This is a genomic window from Castellaniella sp. (assembly GCF_049673105.1).
GTDB lineage: Bacteria > Pseudomonadota > Gammaproteobacteria > Burkholderiales > Burkholderiaceae_B > Castellaniella.
On the sequence record NZ_JBATXG010000013.1, the window covers coordinates 65,620 to 85,291 of the forward strand.

Below are 19,672 nucleotides of genomic sequence, written 5' to 3' on the forward strand. Positions count from 1 at the left end.
GTTTGCACACCCGACCTTCTACAATCGGCCTATTGCACTCTTGTCCAGGATATTCTCATGCCCAGTTTTGACGTTGTTTCCGAAGTCGATAAACACGAACTGACCAACGCCGTCGACCAAGCCAGCCGCGAACTGGCGACCCGCTTCGATTTCAAGGGCACGGACGCCCGCTTCGAACTGGACGGCTATGTGATCAACCAGTCCGCCTCCAGCGCCTTTCAGCTAGGCCAGATGCTGGACATCCTGCGCGGGCGCCTGTCGGCCCGTGGTATCGACGTGCGCTGCCTGGACGTGGCGGACCCCCTGGAAAACCTGGGTGGCGCCCGCCAGAAAGTCACGGTGCGCCAGGGGATCGAGCAGGCCACCGCCAAAAAACTGATCGCCGCCATCAAGCAGGCCAAACTCAAGGTCGAAACCCAGATCAACGGCGACAAGCTGCGCGTCTCGGGCAAAAAACGCGACGATCTGCAGCAAGCCATCGCCCTGCTGCGCAAGACCGACGTGGAACTGCCGCTGCAATACGAGAACTTCCGCGATTGAGCGCCGCACCGGCCTCCGTTCGCCGGTTTGAGCGATACCCCTGCCGCCATCTCCTGAAAGCCGCCGCCGCGCAGTCGCCCGACCTATACTCTGTTCAGCGTTCCGCCTTGCACGACGAGAACACCTACTGTGATCGACTGTACGGAAAGAGGCCTGCAATGACGACATACGATGTCAAGCTCATCAGCAAACGGGAAGTAGCCGAAGGCACGATGGAATTCACGCTGGAAAAACCTGCCGGTCTGGATCTCCGCGCCGGGCAGTTCTGCGATGTGAAGCTGCCCAGCCCGGAAGGCACCCCCAAACACGACGGCATGCACGGTTTTTCCTTCGTCAACGCGCCCTTCGAACCCCACATCGCGGTCGCCACCCGCATGCGCGGCACGCCCTTCAAAAACGCCTTCGCCAAGACGCCGGACGGCACCACGGTCAAACTGATCGCCCCGTTCGGGGACTTCACCCTGCACAAAACCGACTCCGTACCGGCAGTCTTCATCATTGGCGGCATCGGCATCACCCCGGTGCGCAGCATGATCGCGCAGGCCTTGCACGACAAGACCGCCCACCGCCTGACCCTGATCTACGCCAACCGCACCCCGGCGCAGGCGGCCTATGCCGACGAACTGCAGCAATGGGCCAGCCAGCATGCGAATTTCACCTATGTGCCGGTCTATACCCAGGCGCAAGCCAACGGTGCGGAACACGGGCGCGTGGATGCGGACATGATCCGGCGTCACGTCCCCGATCTGGCCACCCCGCGCTTTTACCTGGCCGGCCCCGAAGGCATGGTCAAGGCCACGCGGGCGCTGCTGATCGCCATTGGCGCCAACGAAGACAATATCCGCACCGAGGAATTCGAGGGCTATTGATCGCCCGAAAGACCAGTGACCCCCTATGAAAATCGGTTTACTGCAATGTGACGATGTTGCCGCCCCCCTGATCGGGGCGCACGGCAACTACCCCGACATGATCCAGTCCCTGCTGAGCCAGGTAGACCCTGAACTCAGTTTCGAGGTCTTCGCCTGCCATCAGGGACAGTTCCCCGACGCCGCCAGCCGTGTGGACGGCTGGATCACCACCGGATCCAAATGCGGCGCCAATGACGATGCCGACTGGATCGCGCAGCTGGAACATGTCATCCGCATGCTGTGGCAGACACGCCAACCCCTGGTGGGCATCTGCTTTGGTCACCAGATGATCGCCAAGGCGCTGGGCGGGCGCGTGGAACGCAGCGCCTTGGGCTGGGGCCTGGGTATCTATCCCACCCGGCTGGAACAGCAGGAACCCTGGATGACGCCGTGGCGTTCATCTACTCTGCAACTGCTGGCCAGCCATCAGGACCAGGTCTGTGAACTGCCGCCCCAGGGCAGAGTGCTGGCGGGCAGCGGATTCTGCCCGATCCATATGATGCAGGTCGGCGAAACCGTTCTTGGCATCCAGGGGCATCCGGAATTTTCCCGCGCCTACCTGGCCGACCTGCTGGAAACACGGCGGGACCAAATTTCCGCCACACGCCTGCAAGCTGCGCGGCACAGCTTGCGTGCACACGCCGACGATCTGCTGGTGGGGCGCTGGATCCTGAATTTCATCCAGCAGGGCAAACGACACGGTCATACCTCTGGATGACGACGAGCCGTCGGTCATGACTGTCCCGCTGTCACGCGCCTAGGGCGCGTCCGGCGGGCGGCTCAGCACCTGTTCCAGAGTCTGCGCCTGGCCGTCATCCAGTCGGCCTGCCCGGCGGGCCAGGACCACACCTCGAAGACATAATTGATCATATAAATCGCGCATGGCTGGATCCACCGCCTGCAGCGCCTGCCGATGCAGGCCCACGGTGCCGGCATCCCCGCGCGACACCGGTCCCGGCATGCCAGCCGCCACGCCGCTGCGGGCCGCCGACGCCAGGGTGCCGCGCAGCAAGGGCAGCAAGGCATCCAAGGCCTGTTGCTCCGTCGCCCCCCAGGATTGCCACAGACGCACGGCCTCGGCCAGCAAGACATGCACATGCTGCGAGGCATAGCCGCCCGAAGCGTGATAGCGCGCCCGCGCGCCCGGTGGCAATGTCAGGCCCACGCAGCCTAACCGGGACGTCAGTTGATGCAGGCGGGCAGCCAGCGCCGGATCAGCCGCCTCGATCGCCACAGTGCAGCCCGGCAGACTGCGCACCGCTGCCTGCGGATCAGCGCCGAAGGCCTGCATGGGATGAAACCCGCCGATCCGCGCACCCGCATCCGCCGCCGGCTGCAACGCCGCCACGGATGTCGCCCCGCTGCAATGCACGACCCCTTGGCCGGCGCGCCAGGCCACCGCTCCGGCCACCGGAGCGATCGCCGCATCCGGCGTTGCAATGAATACCAGATCGCACTGGTCGGTCACTTCCTGGGGATCGCAGGCCTGGCAGGCCGACAGCATGCCCGCCATGACACGGGCGCTTTCCAGACGGCGACTGCCGACGCGCGCCACCGGCAAACCGGCCTGCTGCAAAGCCAATGCCAGCGCCTGCGCCAGGCGGCCAGCGCCGATGAAACCCAGCCGCAGCTCTGCCGACGGATGTTCAGACACACGTGTCACGATCGATGTTTCCTTTTTCGAGCCTGCCGCCACCAGAAGACGCGCACCCCCAGCAGGACAGTCAACAGCACAGCATACAGACGCGGTTCCAGAAAATCGTTCTTGCCCGCCCGCATCCATTCAAAATGCAGAACGGACAATACCGCAGCGGGATAGATCAACCAATGCAAGCGTTTCCACCCGCGCCCCAGGCGCCGCATCCAGCCTTGGGTGGACGTCAGCGCCAAGGGCGCCAGCAGCAGCACGGCCACCGTGCCTACGCCGATGAAATCCCGCTGCCAGATGTCGGCCCACATGGCGGCAGGGACACCGCCGCGATCCCAGATTGCCCAGGCGATCACGTGCAGCACCGTGTAGAAAAAAGCATACAGCCCCAAGGCCCGACGATGCTTCACCAGCCGCCCCCAACCGGCCAGACGACGCAGGGGCGTGACGCACAGCACGATCCACAACAGTGCCAGCGCCCAGATGCCGGATGATCGGGTCAGGAATTCCTGCGGATTGACGCCCAGGCCCTGGACAGCCCCCAACACCCCCCAGCGCAGCAGGGGAAACAGGCCCAGGCCGTGAATGCAGATGCCAAGCCATCTATCGGAACGCATCAGAAATTCTGCTTCAGATCCATGCCGGCATACAGCGCGGCGACCTGGTCCGCATAGCCGTTGAAAGGCTGCGTCTGCCGACGGGGCGCGAAAAAGCCGGAACCGATCCGCTGTTCGGTAGCCTGGCTCCAGCGCGGATGCGGCACATCTGGATTGACGTTGGCGTAAAAGCCGTATTCCCGGGGCGCCGCCCGCATCCAGCTGGTCACGGGCGGTTCGGACTGCAGACGGATGTGCACCAGGGATTTAGCGGACTTGAACCCGTATTTCCAGGGCACGATCACCCGCAACGGGGCGCCGTTCTGCGGCGGCAGTTCCCGCCCGTACACCCCGAACGTCAACAGCGTCAAGGGATGCATGGCCTCGTCCATCCTCAGGCCCTCGGTATAGGGCCAATCCAGTATCCCCTGGCGCACGCCAGGCATGACGTCAGGCTGCAGGACGGTGGTGAACACGGCATAACGAGCATCTGCGGTCGGCTCAGCCCGTTTCAGCAGATGCGACAGCGAATAACCGATCCAGGGAATGACCATGGACCAGGCTTCCACGCAACGCAGCCGATAGATGCGTTCTTCCTGGGGCGCCAGCCGGCGCAGATCGTCCAGGTCCAATGTCAGGGGGTGCTGCACGGCGCCATCGATCTGCACGGCCCAGGGCTGCAGCGCCATGCGTCCGGCCTGGGCGGACGGATCGTCCTTGCCCGTGCCGAACTCGTAGAAATTGTTGTAGGTGGTGATGTCGCGCCAGGTATTGGGCTTTTCCAGTGTGGACCACTGCGCATTCATCGACGCATCCAGCGCCTGCCCTGCAGGGGCATCGCTGTCGGCTGCCCGCCCCGGCCCGGCGGCCCCTAGCGCTAAAGCCCCCAGCGCTGCTTGCTGCAGCCACCGTCGCCGCCCAAGCCAGACGGCTTCGGGCGTGATGTCGGACGGCGGAATCAAGGGTTCCTGTTTCGTGCGCATGATGATCAACCTCCGGGCTGCGGGCGCCGCCGGCCCTGTTTCAACTATCCCAGCTTTTCTGCAAACTGCACCAGGCGACGGGCCTGATAGCCGATGGCCGCTTTCACGTCATCCGTGAACGGAGCGCCCTGGGTATGGCTGTAGCCATAGGGGTTGCCGCCCACCTTGAAAATGGATGGATCGGTAAAGCCGGGTGCCACCACGATGCTGCCCCAGTGGCAGACGGTCGCATAGAAGGACAGGATGGTGGCTTCTTGCCCGCCATGCGTATTTTGCGCCGACGACATGGCCGACACGGCCTTGTTGGCCAGGCCGCCCTTGGCCCAGACGCCACCCAGCGTATCGATGAAAGCCCGCATCTGGCTGGCCATGACGCCAAAGCGCGTGGGGCAGGAAAACAGGTAGGCATTGGCCCATTCCATGTCTGCTGCCGTGACGACGGGAATGTCGGCGGTCTTGTCTGCCTGAGCCTTCCAGGCTTCCTGACCAGCTACCACCTGGGCCGGCGCAGTTTCCGCAGCCTTCAACAGGCGAACTTCAGCGCCTGCGGCCTTGGCGGCCTCGGCGGCGATGGAAGCCATCTGATAGTTGGTGCCATAGGTCGAGTAGTACACAACAGCAAGCCGAACGCTCATGCGAATCTCCTGAAAATGTAGACCAAGGCCGCCCGCATAGCGGCTCTTTGACTGTACGCCAAATCAATCCATGTGTCGCGGTCTGCCCGGCTACAAGTCGCGAGTGCCCAGGCTTCACCTTCTAAACATCTTTTTAGATACAATGATGTATCTTGATGGATCCACCATCCCCCGATAAGACCCACCCTTGTTTTTTGTAAAAATACCCCTCTTATGTCCCACGTACACACACGCCTTCGCCCGTTCCGCCGTTCCCCCCTGCGCCTGGGGCTGGCCCCCATCTTGCTGAGCCTGACCGTCTCAGGCATTGCTCAGGCGGATGACCGCGTCACCCTGGGCGCCGGCGTGGCCGTCATCCCGCGCTACGAGGGATCCAGCGAATATGCCGGCAAAGGGGTGCCTGTCATCGATGCACAGATCGGGTCCTTTTATGCCCGCACGGACCAAGGCATCGGCCTGAACCTGATCCAGACGCCCGGCCTGACCCTCAGCGCCGGCGCCAATATGCTGTGGGGCTACGGCAGCGACGTCATGCCGCGCGGCATCGGCGGCTTGTCGGACGAGGTCGGCGCCCGCCTGGGCCTGTCGATGAAGATTGCAGACACGGTGTTCAGCGTCTCGGCGCTGCAGGCGGTCACGGACAGCGATCGGGGCATGGTCGCCCACGCCCGCCTGGCCTATCCGCTCTTTGCGGGCGACCGCCTGCACTTTACCCCCAGCATCGCCACCAGCTGGGCCACCGAGAAATACATGGATAGCTACTTCGGTATCACGGCAGGGGAATCCTACCGATCCGGCCTGGCGCAATACCAGCCGACCTCGGGGTTCAAGGATGTATCGGCCCGCATGGCCTTCAACTATGCACTGACCGAGCGGCTGAGCCTGATGGGTTCCGTCGGCGTCATCCGGCTGGTCGGCGAAGCAGCCGACAGTCCCCTGGTCGAACAGAAAACCCAGACCTACACCCTGATCGGCGGCAGCTACTCATTCTGATTTTCGCACCAAAGGCAGGAACACCTCGTCCACCCAGGCGATACACAAGCCCTGGGGGGGCGCGGCCCGGTGCAGCAGCACGTAGTTACCCAGCAGGTCATTCAGTAAAGCCATGACGGCCTGCGTCAACCGGGCTTGTTCCAATTCCCCGCGGCGGATCGCCCGCTCGACAATGATGGCAAATGCGTCCTGCCGGCCTCTCATGAGCGCATCGCGCAAGTCCTGGGGAGACGCATACGTTTCCCGGAACGACGCATCCAGCAGCATGGAGAAAATCAGGCCGATCACATCCGCAAGTTCGCTGATCCGCTGCAGATAATCCAGCAGTTCCACCCTGACACCGCCCAGATCCGGCGCGTCGAACGGACGCTGATCCAATTCATGCCGAACGGCGGCGACGGCCAGATCCGCCTTGCCGGACCAACGGCGGGCCAGTACGGTCCGGCTGGTGCCGGATCGTTCCGCCACCCTGGCCAGGGTCAGGCCCGCATAGCCGTGGTCCAGCAATTCTGCCCAAGCCTGCCCCAAAATGGCCTGTTCCAGCACGGCATCGCGGCGGCGGCGTTTGACGGGGGAATCGGTCGGCATCGGGCTGGGTGTCTCCCGCGCTGGCGCACCGCGTCAACGCACTATGAACATGCGAATCATTCTACCTGCTGGCCAGCCGGCCACATCGCCAGCGCCTGATCGGCAATGGCCATCAACATATCCCGCCCGACGCCCGCCTTGGCCTGAACCGCCATGCCATGCAGCACCGTCATCACAAACCCCGCCAGCACCGCGCAATCCGCGGTGCCGGGCAGATCGCCGGCTTGCCTGGCTTGTTCGAAGCGCTGGCGCAGCGAGGCTTCCGCCGCTGCGCGCGTCTCGATCAGAACACGCCGGATCGGGTCCGACTCGCCGGACCCGGCCAGCGCGCCATTGATCGCCAGACACCCTGCGTGATCCGGGCATTGGGTATGCAGCTCGACGGCGCCGTACAGGATCTGCGCGACCACCTGCCGCGCCCGCGCCTGTTTCAGCGCCTCGGGAAAATAGCTCAAGTACCGCTCGTCATAGCGCTCCAGCGCCCGGCGAAACAGGGATTCCTTATTGCCGAATGCCGAATACAGCGCAGGCCGTTCCACACCGGTCGCCTGCGTCAGATCCGTGTACGTGGCGCCCTCGTACCCCTTGGCCCAAAACACCGTCAGTGCGGCATCCAGCGCCCGATCCACATCGAATTCGCGGCGACGTCCCATCTGCACCCCATTCCGTTGATTTCATAACGATCGATATTAAAACCGTTGACACGACACGTCCAATTTCATACCATTCATTATCATAATAGCCGTTACGAAATAGAAATCCCACCTGAACCGACCTCCTGCTTTCATAAGAGATCCCTATGACCACTCTGTTCGATTCCTTCGACCTTTCCGGCCTGACGCTGGCCAACCGGATCGTGATGGCGCCGCTGACGCGCAACCGATCGCCCCGCGCTGTGCCGCTACCCATCACCGCGACCTACTACGCGCAGCGCGCCAGCGCCGGCTTGTTGATCACCGAAGCCACCGCCATTTCCCACCAGGGACAAGGCTATGCCAACGTCCCCGGCCTGTACACCGCCGAGGCCATCGCCGGCTGGCGCGCCGTGACGGATGCCGTGCACGCCCAAGGCGGCAAGATCGTCGTGCAGCTATGGCATGTCGGTCGGGTCTCGCACACCACGCTGCAGCCCGACGGCCAGGCGCCGGTCGCGCCGTCCTCCATCCAGGCCAAGGCGAACACCTATCTGATCGACGCCGATGGCAGCGGCAGCTTCGCCGCCACATCGCAGCCCCGCGCCCTGAATGCCGAAGAACTGCCCGGCATCGTCGAGGACTACCGCCGCGCCGCACGCGCCGCGATAGACGCTGGCTTTGACGGCGTCGAAATCCACGCCGCCAACGGCTACCTGATCGATCAATTCCTGCGCAGCGGTTCCAACCAGCGCACCGATGCCTATGGCGGTTCGATCGCCAACCGCGCCCGCTTTCTGTTCGATGTGGTCGAGGCTGTCACCGCTGAAATCGGCTCGGCACGCACCGGCATCCGGCTGTCGCCGGTCACGCCGGCCAACGACAGCTTCGACCCGGCGCCGCAGCCGTTGTTCGAATACGTGGTGCACAAACTGGCTGCCTACGCGCTGTCCTACGTGCACGTGATCGAAGGCGCCACCGGCGGGCCGCGCGATCATCAGCAAGGCGACACGCCATTCGACTACGCCGCGCTCAAGCAGGCCTACCGCCAGGCCGGCGGCCAGGGCGCCTGGATGGTCAACAACGGCTATGACAGGGATCAGGCGGAACAGGCCATCGCCAGCGGCGCCGCCGATCTGGTAGCTTTCGGCAAACCCTTCATCAGCAACCCCGACCTGGTCGAGCGGCTGCGCCGGGGCGACGCCTTGAATCCGGGGGACAGCAGCACCTACTATGGCGGCGGCGAGCGCGGGTATACCGACTATCCGGTGTTGGCCGAGCACGCCTAGCCGGCAGGCTCTGCTATGTGCGGGCCGCCTTGGAAAGCGGCCACCGCACCAGCCCCAGCGCCAGGGCGGTCCCCACCAGGACCACGGCGGCCCCGGCCATGATCTGCTGCGTCACGACCTCGTCCAGGAACCATACCCCCCACAGCACCCCGAACACCGGCACCAGGAAAGTGACGCTGACCGCGCCGGTGGGCCCGACGCTGGCGATCAGGCGAAAGAAAATGACATAGGCCAGGCTGGTGCACAACAGCGCCAGCGCAATGGTGGCTGCCCAGGCATTCCACGAGACGGCGTGGGACGGCCAGTCGGCAACCGCCAGCGGCGCCAGCAACAGCGCCGCCGTCAGCATGCTGCCGGTGGCATTGGATAGCGCATCGACGCCGCTCAGGAAACGTTTGGTCCAGTTGGCGGCAATGCCATAGAACAAGGGCGCGGCGACGGACGCCAGCACCGCGGGGCCGTCACCGCCCGCGCCGAAATCCAGCTTGTCCCATACCAGCACCACAATGCCCAGCAGCGCAATGGCCAGACCCAGCGCACGCCCCCAGGGAAGGCGGTCCTTCAGCCACAGCCAGGCGATCACCGCCCCCCACACCGGCGTCACGGCATTGGTCACCGCCATGAAGCCGGCCCCCAGCGACTGGGCGGCATAGGCATACAGCAAGAAGGGAATGGCGGCATTCAAGGCGCCCACCACCAGAATCGCTTTCCATCTGCGCAGCATCAGCGGCAAACGGCCACGCAGGATGACAAGCGGCAGCAGCGCCAGAGCCGCTAGCCCCACGCGCAATTCCATCAAGGGACCGGGGCCGAATTCGGGGACCGCCACCCGCATGAACAGAAAAGACCCGCCCCACATCGCCGCCAACAGCAGCAAAGCCAGTAAATCGTGACGACGCATGATGTCGGGGTTCCAGTCAGGAGGCGCGCCGGTTTTGCCAGCACAGATCGGGGGGTTTTCGATTGTACACAGCGAACCGAACCATACGATATGAGCATAGCAAGGCCCGGCAACCCCCTGAGAATAGTCCAAAAATCCTGGTTTTTTCCTCTATTTCCCTGCCCAACCCTCAGTCATGTCATGCATTATCTGCATAAATCGACAAAGCGGCGCCAGGTCCGGAAATGATCAAGGAAGTGCTGGACGGAGGCGGGCCAGGCGCCACCGCTACAATACCGACACACTTTGAGACAGAGAACGGCTGCGCAGCAGGTGCTCTGCCTCTATCGGTTCCACGAATCCATGGATGTTTTCAACCGGGCGGAGGAAACGACCCCGGGAGATCTCAACCCTCTGAAGACCATCTAAGTCGGACTCGATCGAACACTCGAAACCGGCATGCGCTGCTGCATCAGCTCGATCACCCAATCCATGAACACCCGCAGCTTTGCGCTGACATGCCGGTTCGGTGGAAACGCGATATGCATCGGCATGGGGTCCAGGCGCCAGTCCTGGAACAAGGGGATCAGGCCGCCGGACTCACTGTGCATGTCGGCCATATAAGTCGGCAACCACAGCACGCCCAGTCCGGCCAATCCGGCGGCAATATAAGCATTGCCGTCATCCACCACCACATCATGGCGGCCTTGTATCGTCAGACTTTCGCCCGCGCGATGCAGGGTCCAGGCCAGCACGCGACCGGCGCGCGACCCGGCAAAACCGACAATGCGGTGGCGGGATTCTTCCAGTTCGCGCGGGTGGGCCGGCGCGCCAGCCGATGCCAGATAGGCGGGCGCCGCATACGCGCCGAGCTGCAGATCGCCCACATGCCGCGCCACCAGCGATAAATTGTCGATTTCGCCCCCGCGTATCACGCAATCCACATTTTCATCGATCAAATCCACCACGCGATCGCTGACACCCAGGTGTAGCTGGATATCGGGATACCGGGCATGAAATGCGGGCAAGGCCGGGACAAGGACCATGCTGGCAAACGGACTGGGCACATCCACCCGCAGCCGACCGCGCGCCACCGCCGAGGCGCTGGACAGGCTGGTCTCGGCATCCTCCAGGTCCGCCAGCAACCGCAGCACCCGTTCGTAATAGACGGCGCCATCGGCTGTGACATTGACCTTGCGCGTGGTGCGATTGAGCAGCCGGACACGCAAGCGCGCCTCCAACTGCTGCACCAGCTGGGTCACGCTGGTCCGGCTCATATGAAGCGTATCCGCCGCCTTGGTGAAGCTGCCGGTTTCCACGACGCGGACGAATGCCCGCATGGCATCGAAACGGTCCATTCCTGCTCCAGTGCTTTGATTGTTTGGATTGCGCAAACAATGTTGAGTGTGATTGCCAGTTTATCCCCATGGCCCCGACCGCTACAGTGCCCGATATGCAACATCGGTCACTTCCGACCGGTTGACGATTGATGGAGAGATGCAATGCCCGCACGCGACGTCGTTTTCCCGCCCGGACGCCAGGCACTATACGAGCGCAACCGCTATTCCCCGGCCATCCGGTCCAACGGCTTTTTATTCGTGTCCGGCCAGGTCGGCAGCCGCGAGGACGGCTCGCCAGAACCGGATCTGGAACGACAGACCCGATTGGCGTTCGACAATCTGAATGCCATCCTGACAAGCGCCGGCTGCCGTTTCGACGATGTGATCGACGTGACGGTATTCATGACCGATCCCGAATCGAAATTCGAGACGATCTGGAAAGTCGTGCCCGACTACTGGGGCGAAGCACCCCACCCCACCTTGACCGCAGTCGGCGTCACCTGGCTGTATGGCTTCGACGTCGAGATCAAAGTCATTGCAAAGCTGCCGCAAGCGGCAGACCAGCCAGGAACATAAAAAATAGCGGACAATCGTGGCCATAGGCACGGCGGCCCACGCTGCCTTGCCCGCTGAAAAACCGGCGTCGGATGCCAAGCCGCAAAACGCATGGCGCCGATCACCGCCGCTCGTTTGACCGAAGGCCCACCTTGTCACGCACCGAATCCGCAACCGCACACCTTGAATCCGCTGAACTATCCGCCCAGGATCAACGCAGCAACATCGCGCGCCTGACGGTCGCTCAGGCGCTGGCCGGCGCCAACGCGGTCGTGGTGTATGCCACAGGCGCCATCATCGGCAATATGCTGGCGCCGGACAAGACGCTGGCCACCTTGCCGATTTCCATTTTCGTGGTCGGCATGGCCGCCTGCATCCTGCCGGCTGGCGCCATCGCGCGGCGCCATGGCCGCCGCATGGCATTCCTGGCAGGCACCGGCTGCGGCGTCCTGGTGGGACTGCTGGCCGCGCTGGCGGTGATGATCGGCTCGTTCTGGCTGTTCTGTTGCGCCACTTTCTTTGGCGGCGCCTACGCGGCGGTCGTCCTGTCGTTCCGGTTCGCCGCTGCCGACGGCGTCGGCCCTGCCGCCAGACCGCGCGCCCTGTCCTTCGTCATGGGCGGCGGCGTGGCAGCGGGCATCGTCGGACCGCAATTGGTCACTTACACCATGAACCTGTGGCCGCCCCATCTGTTCGCCGCCACCTTCATCGCACAAGCCGTGGCGGCAGCGCTGTCCGCCGTTGTGCTGTACGGGGTCAAGCTGCCCATGCCCACCGCCGCCGAACGCGCGGGCGGCAGGCCGATGCGCGTGATCGCGCGCCAGCCCCTGTTCGCGACCGCCGTGATCTGCGGCGCCGTCTCGTACATGCTCATGAACTTCCTGATGACCGTCGCCCCTCTGGCCATGCACCTGAGCGGCCACACCCAGACGGATTCCAACCTGGGTCTGCAATGGCACGTCATCGCCATGTACGCGCCCAGCTTTTTCACCGGTCGGCTGATTACCCGCTTTGGCGCCGGGCGCATCGTCATGACGGGGCTGCTGCTCAGCGGCCTGTCCGCTGCCGTGGGCCTGACCGGCATCGACGTCTCTCATTTCTGGCTGACGCTGATCCTGCTGGGCGTGGGATGGAATTTCGGCTTTATCGGCGCCTCGGCGCTGGTGCTGGAATGCCACCGCCCCGAAGAAAAAACACGGGTCCAGTCCCTGAACGACTTCATCGTGTTCGGGACCATGGCGATCGGGTCATTTGCCTCCGGCGGGATATTGGCCGTCTACGATTGGGATATGGTGTTGTGGGTGTCGTTCGTACCGCTGGTGTTGGCGATTATTGCGCTAATGTGGCAGTGGGGGCATGCGAACCAGCCGGCGGGAACTGCGGCGTAGCACGCGGGTGCAACTTGATGGTGGGCTTGATGCGCCAGCACGCGCATTAAGTGCCATGCACCGCAGAATACTCAAGCACATCCACCCATAGATTTGACATAATACAATAATACTGATATTTTATACAGCAATAGTGGCGGCACACGGTGTGCTGCCACGTTGCTTTGGGAGAACACCATGTCTACACCTAAACGTGTCGCCTGGAAGGATATCGTCGCGCCGCCGCTTAACTGGAAAGCCCCAAAGATATCCGACAAACAGTCCAAATCCAGCGAACCCAAGCAGGATAAGGAAGAGCAGGACCCCGACAAGTAAGTAGTTTGTCGCCGGGCACCGCAATTCTCACTGCGGATCGCAGCTTTGACTGAAGCTTAGGGAAATCTGCGGGGAAACCGCATGAATGCTGATGGTGCCCGGGGCCGGAATCGAACCGGCACGCCTTGCGGCGGGGGATTTTGAGTCGGTGATTTACAGTGTTTCTACAGGGAAATGGGGCGAATTCTAGCGTAGGTTGAAATAGGTAAAACAAGTTTTAAATCAGTAGGTTAGCGTATTTTACCTGAATTGGTGAAAACTGGTCACTGTACCTGTACTGTACCTCGGTTCGGTACAGTTGCATGACTAAGATAACGGCCAGGGGGGCAGATAAACCACTCAATTCTCGCAAGTTTTCCTGATGTTGATACTTTCGATTTTTAAAAGTTACCTACTTCTATAAAACTACAATTCTTCATCAATATAACTTTCTAAATCGAACTCAGAGCCTAGCTGAAGGAAGTTTTGGTGTGCTTCGCTAAGGATTTTCTTTTTTTGGGCCACATATGCATTGTTTGGTTCTATTTGTAGCCAATAGTTTAGTTTTCCCAGCGTGCGTTCATAGACTAGCGGATCTAGGTTATTCGCACCAGAAAGTTTGCCAATGTTTCTTTCTAGATAATGCACTGTTGCTCTCGTAGAGCGGACAAACGAGCGAGGTGCTTTCAATGCGCCACTGCTAATAGATATCCCAGTAATTATCTTCTTGGCGCCTTTAATTTTAAGTGCTGTTTTTTCATGATTTAATTTATAACCTTTGTCATAGATGATTTTTCCTATTGTCTTGGGAAGACTCCTTGGGATGTTTTCCCCGGAAAAGGCAAGGTCGTCAGCGTAGCGTGTGTATGTAATGTCGAGACTAGCAGCAAGACGCGCCAATCTTTTATCTAGTGGGCTAAAAACCGCATTACTCAACAGCGGACTGGTTGATGCTCCTTGCGGCAGAACACCTTGATGCGTCGCAATTAATGACGCAAGATGTGAAAAATTACGTTCGAAATTGGCCAGCAATAACGTTTGATGGACTTGTTGTCGCGTTATTGAGCCAAAAAAATTTTCTATATCAATAGTTAAAAGTTCATCGCATCCCAAATGATTTGATGCATGCATAATTGCATTCTTTCCGCGGCAATAGGCATAAGCATATTCACTTATGCCGCAATGATGCTGCAATTTGAGAAGTAGTTTTTGTTGGATCTGGGCTAGAACAGGGTAGGGAGAAAGGATTGTCCGATTGCCGCCACGCCGTTTAGCTATCTCGAAGGTACGGTAGTATTTCGATGAATCTGCCAAGATTCCATAAAGTATTTGGATCGAAAAGTCTTTAATTTCCCAGAGATCCAGATCTTCGGCAAATGACGATAGGCTAGTCATGTGAGTGGCTGCGCGTAAGTATTACTAACTATTATTTATCACTTCTTTCTATTCACGTTAGTGAATAGAAAGACTCTTCTTCTTCCGCAGGAAGGAGAAGAGTACTTCAGTTCAGTGGCTAAAAGTAGCCTTACCGAACGGAGGCGAGTGCACCTCCTATTGCTAATACTCACGCGCAGCGTAACCATTATAACAGATTTTCCATTTTTTAATATTTTGGGTTGTAGTTTTTTAGCTGTGAAGGCCGCGTTGATTTATACAGCTGGTTCATTATGGAAAGCTTTTTTTCATCCAAATTTTCCTGAATACGATACTTAGTGTCTTGCCTCTCTACTATTCCTATTTTTTGCAATGCAATAACCGCCTCATAAATTTCAATTGGGCTGAGCCGAAATCTGGAATGGGCTTCATATAAAGAATGCCATTGCCTATCATCTATGATTTTCAGTAACTCTGATATGGCGGTGCGATATTTCATGATTTTTGCTATCCAGCCCTCTGTAGCAATGTTCTAAACAAGGTGCCGTCTTTTTTTCTAGGCCACCAGAATATTGGGAAGACGTTGTTCGGGCAGTTATCGTTTGTTGCGCAATAAAGGGCCTCACTTTGATTAAATCCTAGTGAAAATTCGTCAATATTTTTTTTCTTATATGTTTGTGAAAGTTTCCCCTCAATGTCTTTCATAATCCTAATTGCCGTCTCAAGCTCTTTTTCTTTATAGCGATCACTAATTCCACGCCTCAATAAAATAGAAGCAAATACAGGGATTTTTAGCTCATCTTTTATGTGTTGAATCCCTAACTCCATTCCGCTAAAGCACGAGCAAAAAATATTTGTTTTATCAACACCCTGTCCTGCAAGCAGTCTTTTTAGCCACGCATCTTTTCTAACGATTTTTTTACCAGAGCCAATAAAGTCATCGAACAGCACAATGCTGTCTCCGTTTTTTATTTTTTTTATTGACTCAGGTATGTTCGAAATGAAGCGAGCGTGCCAATCTTCATAGGGTAATACTTTGTTTTTTAGCTTCTGTAGTCCGGCACTTGACCCATCAACTTCATTCGCATCAGCCACTGCTACTATCCAGGTAGACCGCGGTATTAATTCCCACTGATGGATTTGTTCATTAAATTGCTTGCAGGCTTTTGCTTCTAGTTCCGCATCAAACATGCAGAAATGCATAAGCAGGTCTTTGATCAATATCTGCTGCTCTCTCAATGTGCAAAGGCTCCACAATTCAGCCAACTCTTCATGAAAGGGTTTTATCCATGATTGGGAGTCGAAGAGTTGCATCATGTCGCCAAGAGCTTCGGCTGATATGCTGGCAGCAGCTATAGACATTTTGTGTTGTACCGTTGTTGTTAATGTGTTAATGCCGTGAGTAGTTTGGTGAGCTTTGGCACAATATTTTCCGTGGAGTGCTTTCCAGACTGAATTTCGTGTGCCACAAAAACCGGCGACAGCCTATCCTGCACTAGCTTCAATCACCTATATTTTCTTCGTCATGACTAAGCTTTTGGGTTTGCCAAGGCACTACGCGGTTGCACAAATTCTTCGAGGTCAATGTCCCCGTCGATGAACCGTTGAGCATTTTCTTCATCTGCTGCACCGAGCGAGAATCCCTCCAAACCGACTGATGCGCGTGCGTAATTGACGGCCTCTATACGTCGGTCGCGCTCGGCACCGGATATCGTTTTACTTAGTTCCGTTTCGTGCGAACCCATCTCAGCCATGGTTGTCTCCCGTGCTTTAGGTAACGCTATTTTACAAGGTGTGGGATTTTTTTGGTGCTTTGTAGAGAAAACAGGCAAAAAGGTTTCACGCAGAAATTGTCTTGTTTTTGTGGCTATCAATAGGTTTTCCCGATTGACGGCAGTATTGGCCGCCATCCGTGATGGACACTTCCCAAAGAGGCTTTGCCTCTCTGGACTCTCCACCCTCGCCGGCGGGAGCCTCGGGGGCAGGGGTTACGGGCCTATGGCCCTGAACACCTCCCCCGGGCATAGCGTGTGGGCACTCCTGACGCGTCAAGGGGCCGTGTCCTCGCCCGTAGGGCTGCGGGCCGCACCAACCCCTTGACCCGTCATCCGCGCTGTCTATGGCGCGATTCGACATGTAGGTGAATGATTCTGGCTGGAAGAGGTGTCAAGGGCGGGACCGGAGGCCGCAGCCCGGAGCAAAGCGTAGGGAACGGGTGAGGATGCCGGGCGCAGCCTTCACCCTTGACGCATCTGGAGACCATGCAGCCTGTTGGCAAGGGGTAGGAACAAGGCAAAGCCGCCGGGCCTGCCCCCGCAGCCAGTCCGGCAAGAACGGACGCGGGATGCAACCGAAGAGGTTGCCCAAGCGAAGCGCGGAGAGATGTGCAGCAGTAAATGAAGAGGCCTCGCCGATGGCGAGGCCGTTGTAGATGTCAGCGTGAAAGTCATTTTCCGTCGACAGAGCCACCGGATGCCGGCCCCCAGTTCTTGCCCATGTTCTGCAAGACATGTTGCTTGTAAGCAGGGTTCCACATGGTGTTGCCCGCTATGAGGTGGTTGGTTCGCCCGGCTGTGACCATTTGCCCAGATTGCATATCTCGGCGTGTCGTTTTCGGATTTACAACATCGCCAACGCCCTGCGCCATGCTTCTGAACGTCACGGCTCCAAACGCTATGCCTTCCGCTAGTTGCGCACCCAATCCGCTCGTTTTTCTCAGAGCAAAGAAGACGATGATGGCCAACGCGATGATATGAACGAAGGAATTAATAGGGTTGTCTGTGTTCGTGGATATCACCTTGTCAAACAGTGACTTGAAGAGTCCCACACCGACAGACACAACAACCATCGTGATTGCAATTTCAAGAATGTAAGCCATCACCTGCTGAAACCATTTGTCGAACCATTTTGCGGTGACTGGGAACATCAACGCGGCTACGAATAGAGGGCCGAGACCCAAAAGAACTCCTAGGCCGAGCTTGGCAAGAATGATGGTGGCGGCGGCTGGTAAGTGGATAAGAAACACGGCGACGGCCATTAGCAGCGCATTCGCGTAATCCCAAAACATATGAGCGATTTCGTAGAACTCGCGCTTTGCGGCTTTGCTCGTCATGTCATATGCAATGTTGAGGCCCTTGTCCGCCGAGTGATCCAGCACCTGATAGATATTCGCTGCTTGAGGATTTGACGTAGACATGATGTCCGCGAGACCCGTTTCCAAACCATGAATAGCAGACACAACTGTTGTTGTGTAGGAATCTGCCGTCATACAAAAAGCAGCAATGATGATGATCTTCAAACACTGCTTGAGAAACGTCTGGAAAGGGGCTTCAACCGCGCCTGACCGCAGCGTATTGCTGCTTCATCTGGTCGATCTGGCTGACCATCTGGTCGTACTGCATCTTCCACTTCGCCATCGTTTCGATCTGGTTTTCCACGCTCTTGGCGATGGAAGCACCATCCGTTACGGGGATTTGTGCGAAGGCGGCTGACGACGCGGCAATGCCGACGGCCAGAATGCAAGAGGCTGATAATTTCTTCATGTTCGCCACTCCTGAGAGGTTGAGGGCGAACGTAGGACCGTGCTGTCCGGTCTGTCGGTCTGTTCAGGGACCGCGCCCAGTACGGCTATGCGTTCTTGGGGCGACTAAGCGGCCGATCTGCTCTCGGCGGTCGGAACCCTTCTTTTCGGGTCGGCATCTGCGATGTAGTTGATTGCGCGGTCTGGCGCTACATCCACAAAATCTGAATACTCTGAATGGCCTGACGCTGGTCACTCCGTTCCCCGTTTCTTGGTGTACCCACCACGGGGGCATTAGGTTTGCTGTGCCGATTTACTGAGATTTACCCGAAGCGGCCGCGATGCGGTCCAGCTTCTGCACCAAGTCTTCGGCGCGAAGATGCGTATAGCGTTTGAGCATCTGCATTGACTTGTGGCCGCTGATGGCCGACACCTCCTGATCGCTCAAGCCAGCTTCCACGAACCGGCTGACAGCCTCGTGCCGCAGGTCGTGAAAGCGGAAGTCTTCAAGGCCTGCCGCGCGCTTGGCATCGGTCCATGCTTTGTCGAACAGATAGGGGCGGCGTATGCCATCCCGGCCGGGTTCGCCGAAGAACACCAATTCGGTTTCAGCAGGTCGCACGGGGTTGGCAAGCGCCTCGGTGAACACGCGCGTTGCCTCGGCCGTCAGCGGGACGGTACGGGGCGAAGAGTTCTTGGTGTGCTCCAGCCGGACTACGCGCCGCTCGATGTCCACTTGCCGAATGCGCAGCGTTGCAATCTCAGACAGCCGCATACCGGTCTGCACGGCAATACGGACAATCCAGCCGAACATCGGGTTCGAGTGCTTATCCACGGCTTGCAGCAGGCGGTTCTGTTCTTCTGGGGTCAATCGTCGGTTGCGGCCCGAGCCGGGAGCCGGGCGGCGAATGTTGGATACCGGATTGAAGGGCAAACCAATGCCCCATTCCTTGATCGCGACGGTAAACAGGTGGCCCAGCAGCGCCAGTTCCAAGCGTACCGTGTTGTTACTTCGGGGTCGTAGCTTGCCGTTTTTGTCCGGGTCGCCCGCTAGCCGTGTGTCGCGGAACTGCGCAACGATCTCGGCGTTCAGGGCGGCCAATGAATACTTGCCAAGATGCCGGATGATGACTTGCGCCTTCTTGTGTTCTCCGGCTTGGGTCGAGGCCCGCTTGGTGGGGGTGACTTCCTTGAGGTAGCGGGTCAGCGCCGCTTCGACAGTCATGCGCTCGGCGGGCGCTCGCTGGATGTATACGCCGCGTACCATTTCGTCTTCGGTACGGCGCGCCCAATCTTCGGCGTCCCGCTTGGTGCGGAATGACTTGGCCGTGGACGGCCAGCCGGTCTTGCGGATGAGGGCTTTCCAAGTGCCCGAGGATGTCGGCTCTACATCATTAACGGGGGACACCGGCATTCATTAGACTTGTTTTTGCGAAGAACACGTTTAATGGAGCAATGCCGATGTCCCCAATCGATTCTATCCTAGGGATCCACGGCCTGGTGGTCCAG

General features: G+C 59.0%; 23 protein-coding genes. 8 read left to right on the top strand and 15 right to left on the bottom strand.

Going from position 1 to position 19,672, the window contains the following annotated elements; genetic code table 11:
- Window positions 1–57: 57 nt before the first annotated feature.
- The 3 genes from WBF69_RS04515 to WBF69_RS04525 all read left to right on the top strand — a co-directional run bounded on the left by WBF69_RS04515 (window position 58) and on the right by WBF69_RS04525 (window position 2,166).
- Complete coding sequence (locus WBF69_RS04515) at window positions 58–540, top strand: YajQ family cyclic di-GMP-binding protein (RefSeq protein ID WP_424261654.1); 483 nt, start codon at window positions 58–60, stop codon at window positions 538–540.
- A gap of 158 nt (window positions 541–698) precedes the next feature.
- Window positions 699–1,409 (top strand): ferredoxin--NADP reductase, encoded by a 711-nt coding sequence (locus tag WBF69_RS04520; protein WP_424261656.1) that lies wholly within the window; start codon window positions 699–701, stop codon window positions 1,407–1,409.
- Window positions 1,410–1,434: 25 nt separating this feature from the next.
- Window positions 1,435–2,166, top strand: coding sequence for a glutamine amidotransferase-related protein (locus WBF69_RS04525; protein ID WP_424261658.1), 732 nt, complete (start codon window positions 1,435–1,437; stop codon window positions 2,164–2,166).
- Between the two features lie 39 nt (window positions 2,167–2,205).
- Here the strand turns inward: WBF69_RS04525 and WBF69_RS04530 are convergent, their stop codons facing one another.
- From WBF69_RS04530 to wrbA, 4 genes are read right to left on the bottom strand one after another with little or no spacing between them, the layout of a single operon-like run.
- Window positions 2,206–3,111: a Rossmann-like and DUF2520 domain-containing protein gene (locus WBF69_RS04530; protein WP_424261660.1), complete on the bottom strand. Its 906-nt coding sequence runs from the start codon at window positions 3,109–3,111 to the stop codon at window positions 2,206–2,208.
- Entirely contained in the window at window positions 3,108–3,713 is a 606-nt protein-coding gene (locus tag WBF69_RS04535; RefSeq protein ID WP_424261662.1) for a sulfite oxidase heme-binding subunit YedZ, read from the bottom strand. The genes WBF69_RS04530 and WBF69_RS04535 overlap by 4 nt, the downstream gene beginning before the upstream one ends.
- Window positions 3,713–4,675: a protein-methionine-sulfoxide reductase catalytic subunit MsrP gene (gene msrP / locus WBF69_RS04540; RefSeq protein ID WP_424261664.1), complete on the bottom strand. Its 963-nt coding sequence runs from the start codon at window positions 4,673–4,675 to the stop codon at window positions 3,713–3,715. Before msrP ends, WBF69_RS04535 begins: the two co-directional genes overlap by 1 nt.
- Before the next feature lie 44 nt (window positions 4,676–4,719).
- Window positions 4,720–5,310, bottom strand: a complete 591-nt coding sequence (gene wrbA / locus WBF69_RS04545) for an NAD(P)H:quinone oxidoreductase (protein WP_424261666.1) — start codon at window positions 5,308–5,310, stop codon at window positions 4,720–4,722.
- A gap of 213 nt (window positions 5,311–5,523) precedes the next feature.
- Between wrbA and WBF69_RS04550 the strand changes: the two genes are divergently transcribed.
- On the top strand, window positions 5,524–6,303 hold the full coding sequence (locus tag WBF69_RS04550) for a MipA/OmpV family protein (protein WP_424261668.1): 780 nt from the start codon (window positions 5,524–5,526) through the stop codon (window positions 6,301–6,303).
- Here WBF69_RS04550 and WBF69_RS04555 read toward each other — a convergent pair.
- Both WBF69_RS04555 and WBF69_RS04560 read right to left on the bottom strand, forming a co-directional pair.
- Window positions 6,295–6,891, bottom strand: coding sequence for a TetR/AcrR family transcriptional regulator (locus tag WBF69_RS04555; RefSeq protein WP_424261670.1), 597 nt, complete (start codon window positions 6,889–6,891; stop codon window positions 6,295–6,297). The genes WBF69_RS04550 and WBF69_RS04555 overlap by 9 nt on opposite strands.
- 56 nt (window positions 6,892–6,947) lie before the next feature.
- Window positions 6,948–7,544 carry a TetR/AcrR family transcriptional regulator gene (locus WBF69_RS04560; protein WP_424261672.1) on the bottom strand — a complete coding sequence of 199 codons (597 nt, stop codon included), beginning with the start codon at window positions 7,542–7,544 and terminating at the stop codon, window positions 6,948–6,950.
- A gap of 146 nt (window positions 7,545–7,690) precedes the next feature.
- On the opposite strand from WBF69_RS04560, the gene WBF69_RS04565 reads away from it, so the two are divergent.
- Entirely contained in the window at window positions 7,691–8,812 is a 1,122-nt protein-coding gene (locus WBF69_RS04565; RefSeq protein ID WP_424261674.1) for an alkene reductase, read from the top strand.
- Window positions 8,813–8,825: 13 nt separating this feature from the next.
- Here the strand turns inward: WBF69_RS04565 and WBF69_RS04570 are convergent, their stop codons facing one another.
- The gene (locus WBF69_RS04570; protein WP_424261676.1) at window positions 8,826–9,713 is read right to left on the bottom strand and encodes a DMT family transporter; all 888 of its coding nucleotides are present in this window, start codon (window positions 9,711–9,713) and stop codon (window positions 8,826–8,828) included.
- 404 nt (window positions 9,714–10,117) lie between these two features.
- Window positions 10,118–11,050 (bottom strand): LysR substrate-binding domain-containing protein, encoded by a 933-nt coding sequence (locus WBF69_RS04575; RefSeq protein ID WP_424261678.1) that lies wholly within the window; start codon window positions 11,048–11,050, stop codon window positions 10,118–10,120.
- Between the two features lie 144 nt (window positions 11,051–11,194).
- Here WBF69_RS04575 and WBF69_RS04580 point away from each other — a divergent pair, with 144 nt between their 5' ends.
- The 3 genes from WBF69_RS04580 to WBF69_RS04590 all read left to right on the top strand — a co-directional run bounded on the left by WBF69_RS04580 (window position 11,195) and on the right by WBF69_RS04590 (window position 13,290).
- The gene (locus WBF69_RS04580) at window positions 11,195–11,608 is read left to right on the top strand and encodes a RidA family protein (RefSeq protein ID WP_424261680.1); all 414 of its coding nucleotides are present in this window, start codon (window positions 11,195–11,197) and stop codon (window positions 11,606–11,608) included.
- A gap of 71 nt (window positions 11,609–11,679) precedes the next feature.
- On the top strand, window positions 11,680–12,975 hold the full coding sequence (locus WBF69_RS04585; RefSeq protein ID WP_424261682.1) for an MFS transporter: 1,296 nt from the start codon (window positions 11,680–11,682) through the stop codon (window positions 12,973–12,975).
- Window positions 12,976–13,152: 177 nt separating this feature from the next.
- The gene (locus WBF69_RS04590) at window positions 13,153–13,290 is read left to right on the top strand and encodes a hypothetical protein (protein ID WP_424261684.1); all 138 of its coding nucleotides are present in this window, start codon (window positions 13,153–13,155) and stop codon (window positions 13,288–13,290) included.
- Between the two features lie 405 nt (window positions 13,291–13,695).
- On the opposite strand, the gene WBF69_RS04595 is transcribed toward WBF69_RS04590, so the two are convergent.
- The 7 genes from WBF69_RS04595 to WBF69_RS04625 form a co-directional block, all read right to left on the bottom strand.
- Window positions 13,696–14,664 carry a reverse transcriptase family protein gene (locus tag WBF69_RS04595; protein WP_424261686.1) on the bottom strand — a complete coding sequence of 323 codons (969 nt, stop codon included), beginning with the start codon at window positions 14,662–14,664 and terminating at the stop codon, window positions 13,696–13,698.
- Between the two features lie 208 nt (window positions 14,665–14,872).
- The gene (locus WBF69_RS04600) at window positions 14,873–15,142 is read right to left on the bottom strand and encodes a hypothetical protein (protein WP_424261688.1); all 270 of its coding nucleotides are present in this window, start codon (window positions 15,140–15,142) and stop codon (window positions 14,873–14,875) included.
- A gap of 8 nt (window positions 15,143–15,150) precedes the next feature.
- Entirely contained in the window at window positions 15,151–16,005 is an 855-nt protein-coding gene (locus tag WBF69_RS04605) for a phosphoribosyltransferase-like protein (RefSeq protein WP_424261690.1), read from the bottom strand.
- 167 nt (window positions 16,006–16,172) lie between these two features.
- On the bottom strand, window positions 16,173–16,553 hold the full coding sequence (locus WBF69_RS04610) for an antitoxin VbhA family protein (RefSeq protein ID WP_424261691.1): 381 nt from the start codon (window positions 16,551–16,553) through the stop codon (window positions 16,173–16,175).
- A 536-nt stretch (window positions 16,554–17,089) separates the two neighbouring features.
- Window positions 17,090–17,941: a type IV secretion system protein gene (locus tag WBF69_RS04615; protein ID WP_424261693.1), complete on the bottom strand. Its 852-nt coding sequence runs from the start codon at window positions 17,939–17,941 to the stop codon at window positions 17,090–17,092.
- 31 nt (window positions 17,942–17,972) lie between these two features.
- On the bottom strand, window positions 17,973–18,185 hold the full coding sequence (locus WBF69_RS04620; protein ID WP_424261695.1) for a type IV secretion system protein: 213 nt from the start codon (window positions 18,183–18,185) through the stop codon (window positions 17,973–17,975).
- A gap of 291 nt (window positions 18,186–18,476) precedes the next feature.
- Window positions 18,477–19,577 (bottom strand): site-specific integrase, encoded by a 1,101-nt coding sequence (locus WBF69_RS04625; RefSeq protein WP_424261697.1) that lies wholly within the window; start codon window positions 19,575–19,577, stop codon window positions 18,477–18,479.
- Window positions 19,578–19,672 lie beyond the last annotated feature (95 nt).

What these genes read in the sequence shown, in the direction of transcription:
- WBF69_RS04515 (WP_424261654.1), top strand. Translation starts at nt 58, where the DNA reads ATGCCCAGTTTTGACGTTGTTTCCGAAGTCGATAAACACGAACTGACC.
- WBF69_RS04520 (WP_424261656.1), top strand. Translation starts at nt 699, where the DNA reads ATGACGACATACGATGTCAAGCTCATCAGCAAACGGGAAGTAGCCGAA.
- WBF69_RS04525 (WP_424261658.1), top strand. Translation starts at nt 1,435, where the DNA reads ATGAAAATCGGTTTACTGCAATGTGACGATGTTGCCGCCCCCCTGATC.
- WBF69_RS04535 (WP_424261662.1), bottom strand. Translation starts at nt 3,713, where the DNA reads ATGCGTTCCGATAGATGGCTTGGCATCTGCATTCACGGCCTGGGCCTG.
- msrP (WP_424261664.1), bottom strand. Translation starts at nt 4,675, where the DNA reads ATGCGCACGAAACAGGAACCCTTGATTCCGCCGTCCGACATCACGCCC.
- wrbA (WP_424261666.1), bottom strand. Translation starts at nt 5,310, where the DNA reads ATGAGCGTTCGGCTTGCTGTTGTGTACTACTCGACCTATGGCACCAAC.
- WBF69_RS04550 (WP_424261668.1), top strand. Translation starts at nt 5,524, where the DNA reads ATGTCCCACGTACACACACGCCTTCGCCCGTTCCGCCGTTCCCCCCTG.
- WBF69_RS04555 (WP_424261670.1), bottom strand. Translation starts at nt 6,891, where the DNA reads ATGCCGACCGATTCCCCCGTCAAACGCCGCCGCCGCGATGCCGTGCTG.
- WBF69_RS04560 (WP_424261672.1), bottom strand. Translation starts at nt 7,544, where the DNA reads ATGGGACGTCGCCGCGAATTCGATGTGGATCGGGCGCTGGATGCCGCA.
- WBF69_RS04565 (WP_424261674.1), top strand. Translation starts at nt 7,691, where the DNA reads ATGACCACTCTGTTCGATTCCTTCGACCTTTCCGGCCTGACGCTGGCC.
- WBF69_RS04570 (WP_424261676.1), bottom strand. Translation starts at nt 9,713, where the DNA reads ATGCGTCGTCACGATTTACTGGCTTTGCTGCTGTTGGCGGCGATGTGG.
- WBF69_RS04575 (WP_424261678.1), bottom strand. Translation starts at nt 11,050, where the DNA reads ATGGACCGTTTCGATGCCATGCGGGCATTCGTCCGCGTCGTGGAAACC.
- WBF69_RS04580 (WP_424261680.1), top strand. Translation starts at nt 11,195, where the DNA reads ATGCCCGCACGCGACGTCGTTTTCCCGCCCGGACGCCAGGCACTATAC.
- WBF69_RS04585 (WP_424261682.1), top strand. Translation starts at nt 11,680, where the DNA reads ATGCCAAGCCGCAAAACGCATGGCGCCGATCACCGCCGCTCGTTTGAC.
- WBF69_RS04590 (WP_424261684.1), top strand. Translation starts at nt 13,153, where the DNA reads ATGTCTACACCTAAACGTGTCGCCTGGAAGGATATCGTCGCGCCGCCG.
- WBF69_RS04595 (WP_424261686.1), bottom strand. Translation starts at nt 14,664, where the DNA reads ATGACTAGCCTATCGTCATTTGCCGAAGATCTGGATCTCTGGGAAATT.
- WBF69_RS04600 (WP_424261688.1), bottom strand. Translation starts at nt 15,142, where the DNA reads ATGAAATATCGCACCGCCATATCAGAGTTACTGAAAATCATAGATGAT.
- WBF69_RS04605 (WP_424261690.1), bottom strand. Translation starts at nt 16,005, where the DNA reads ATGTCTATAGCTGCTGCCAGCATATCAGCCGAAGCTCTTGGCGACATG.
- WBF69_RS04610 (WP_424261691.1), bottom strand. Translation starts at nt 16,553, where the DNA reads ATGGCGGCCAATACTGCCGTCAATCGGGAAAACCTATTGATAGCCACA.
- WBF69_RS04620 (WP_424261695.1), bottom strand. Translation starts at nt 18,185, where the DNA reads ATGAAGAAATTATCAGCCTCTTGCATTCTGGCCGTCGGCATTGCCGCG.
- WBF69_RS04625 (WP_424261697.1), bottom strand. Translation starts at nt 19,577, where the DNA reads ATGCCGGTGTCCCCCGTTAATGATGTAGAGCCGACATCCTCGGGCACT.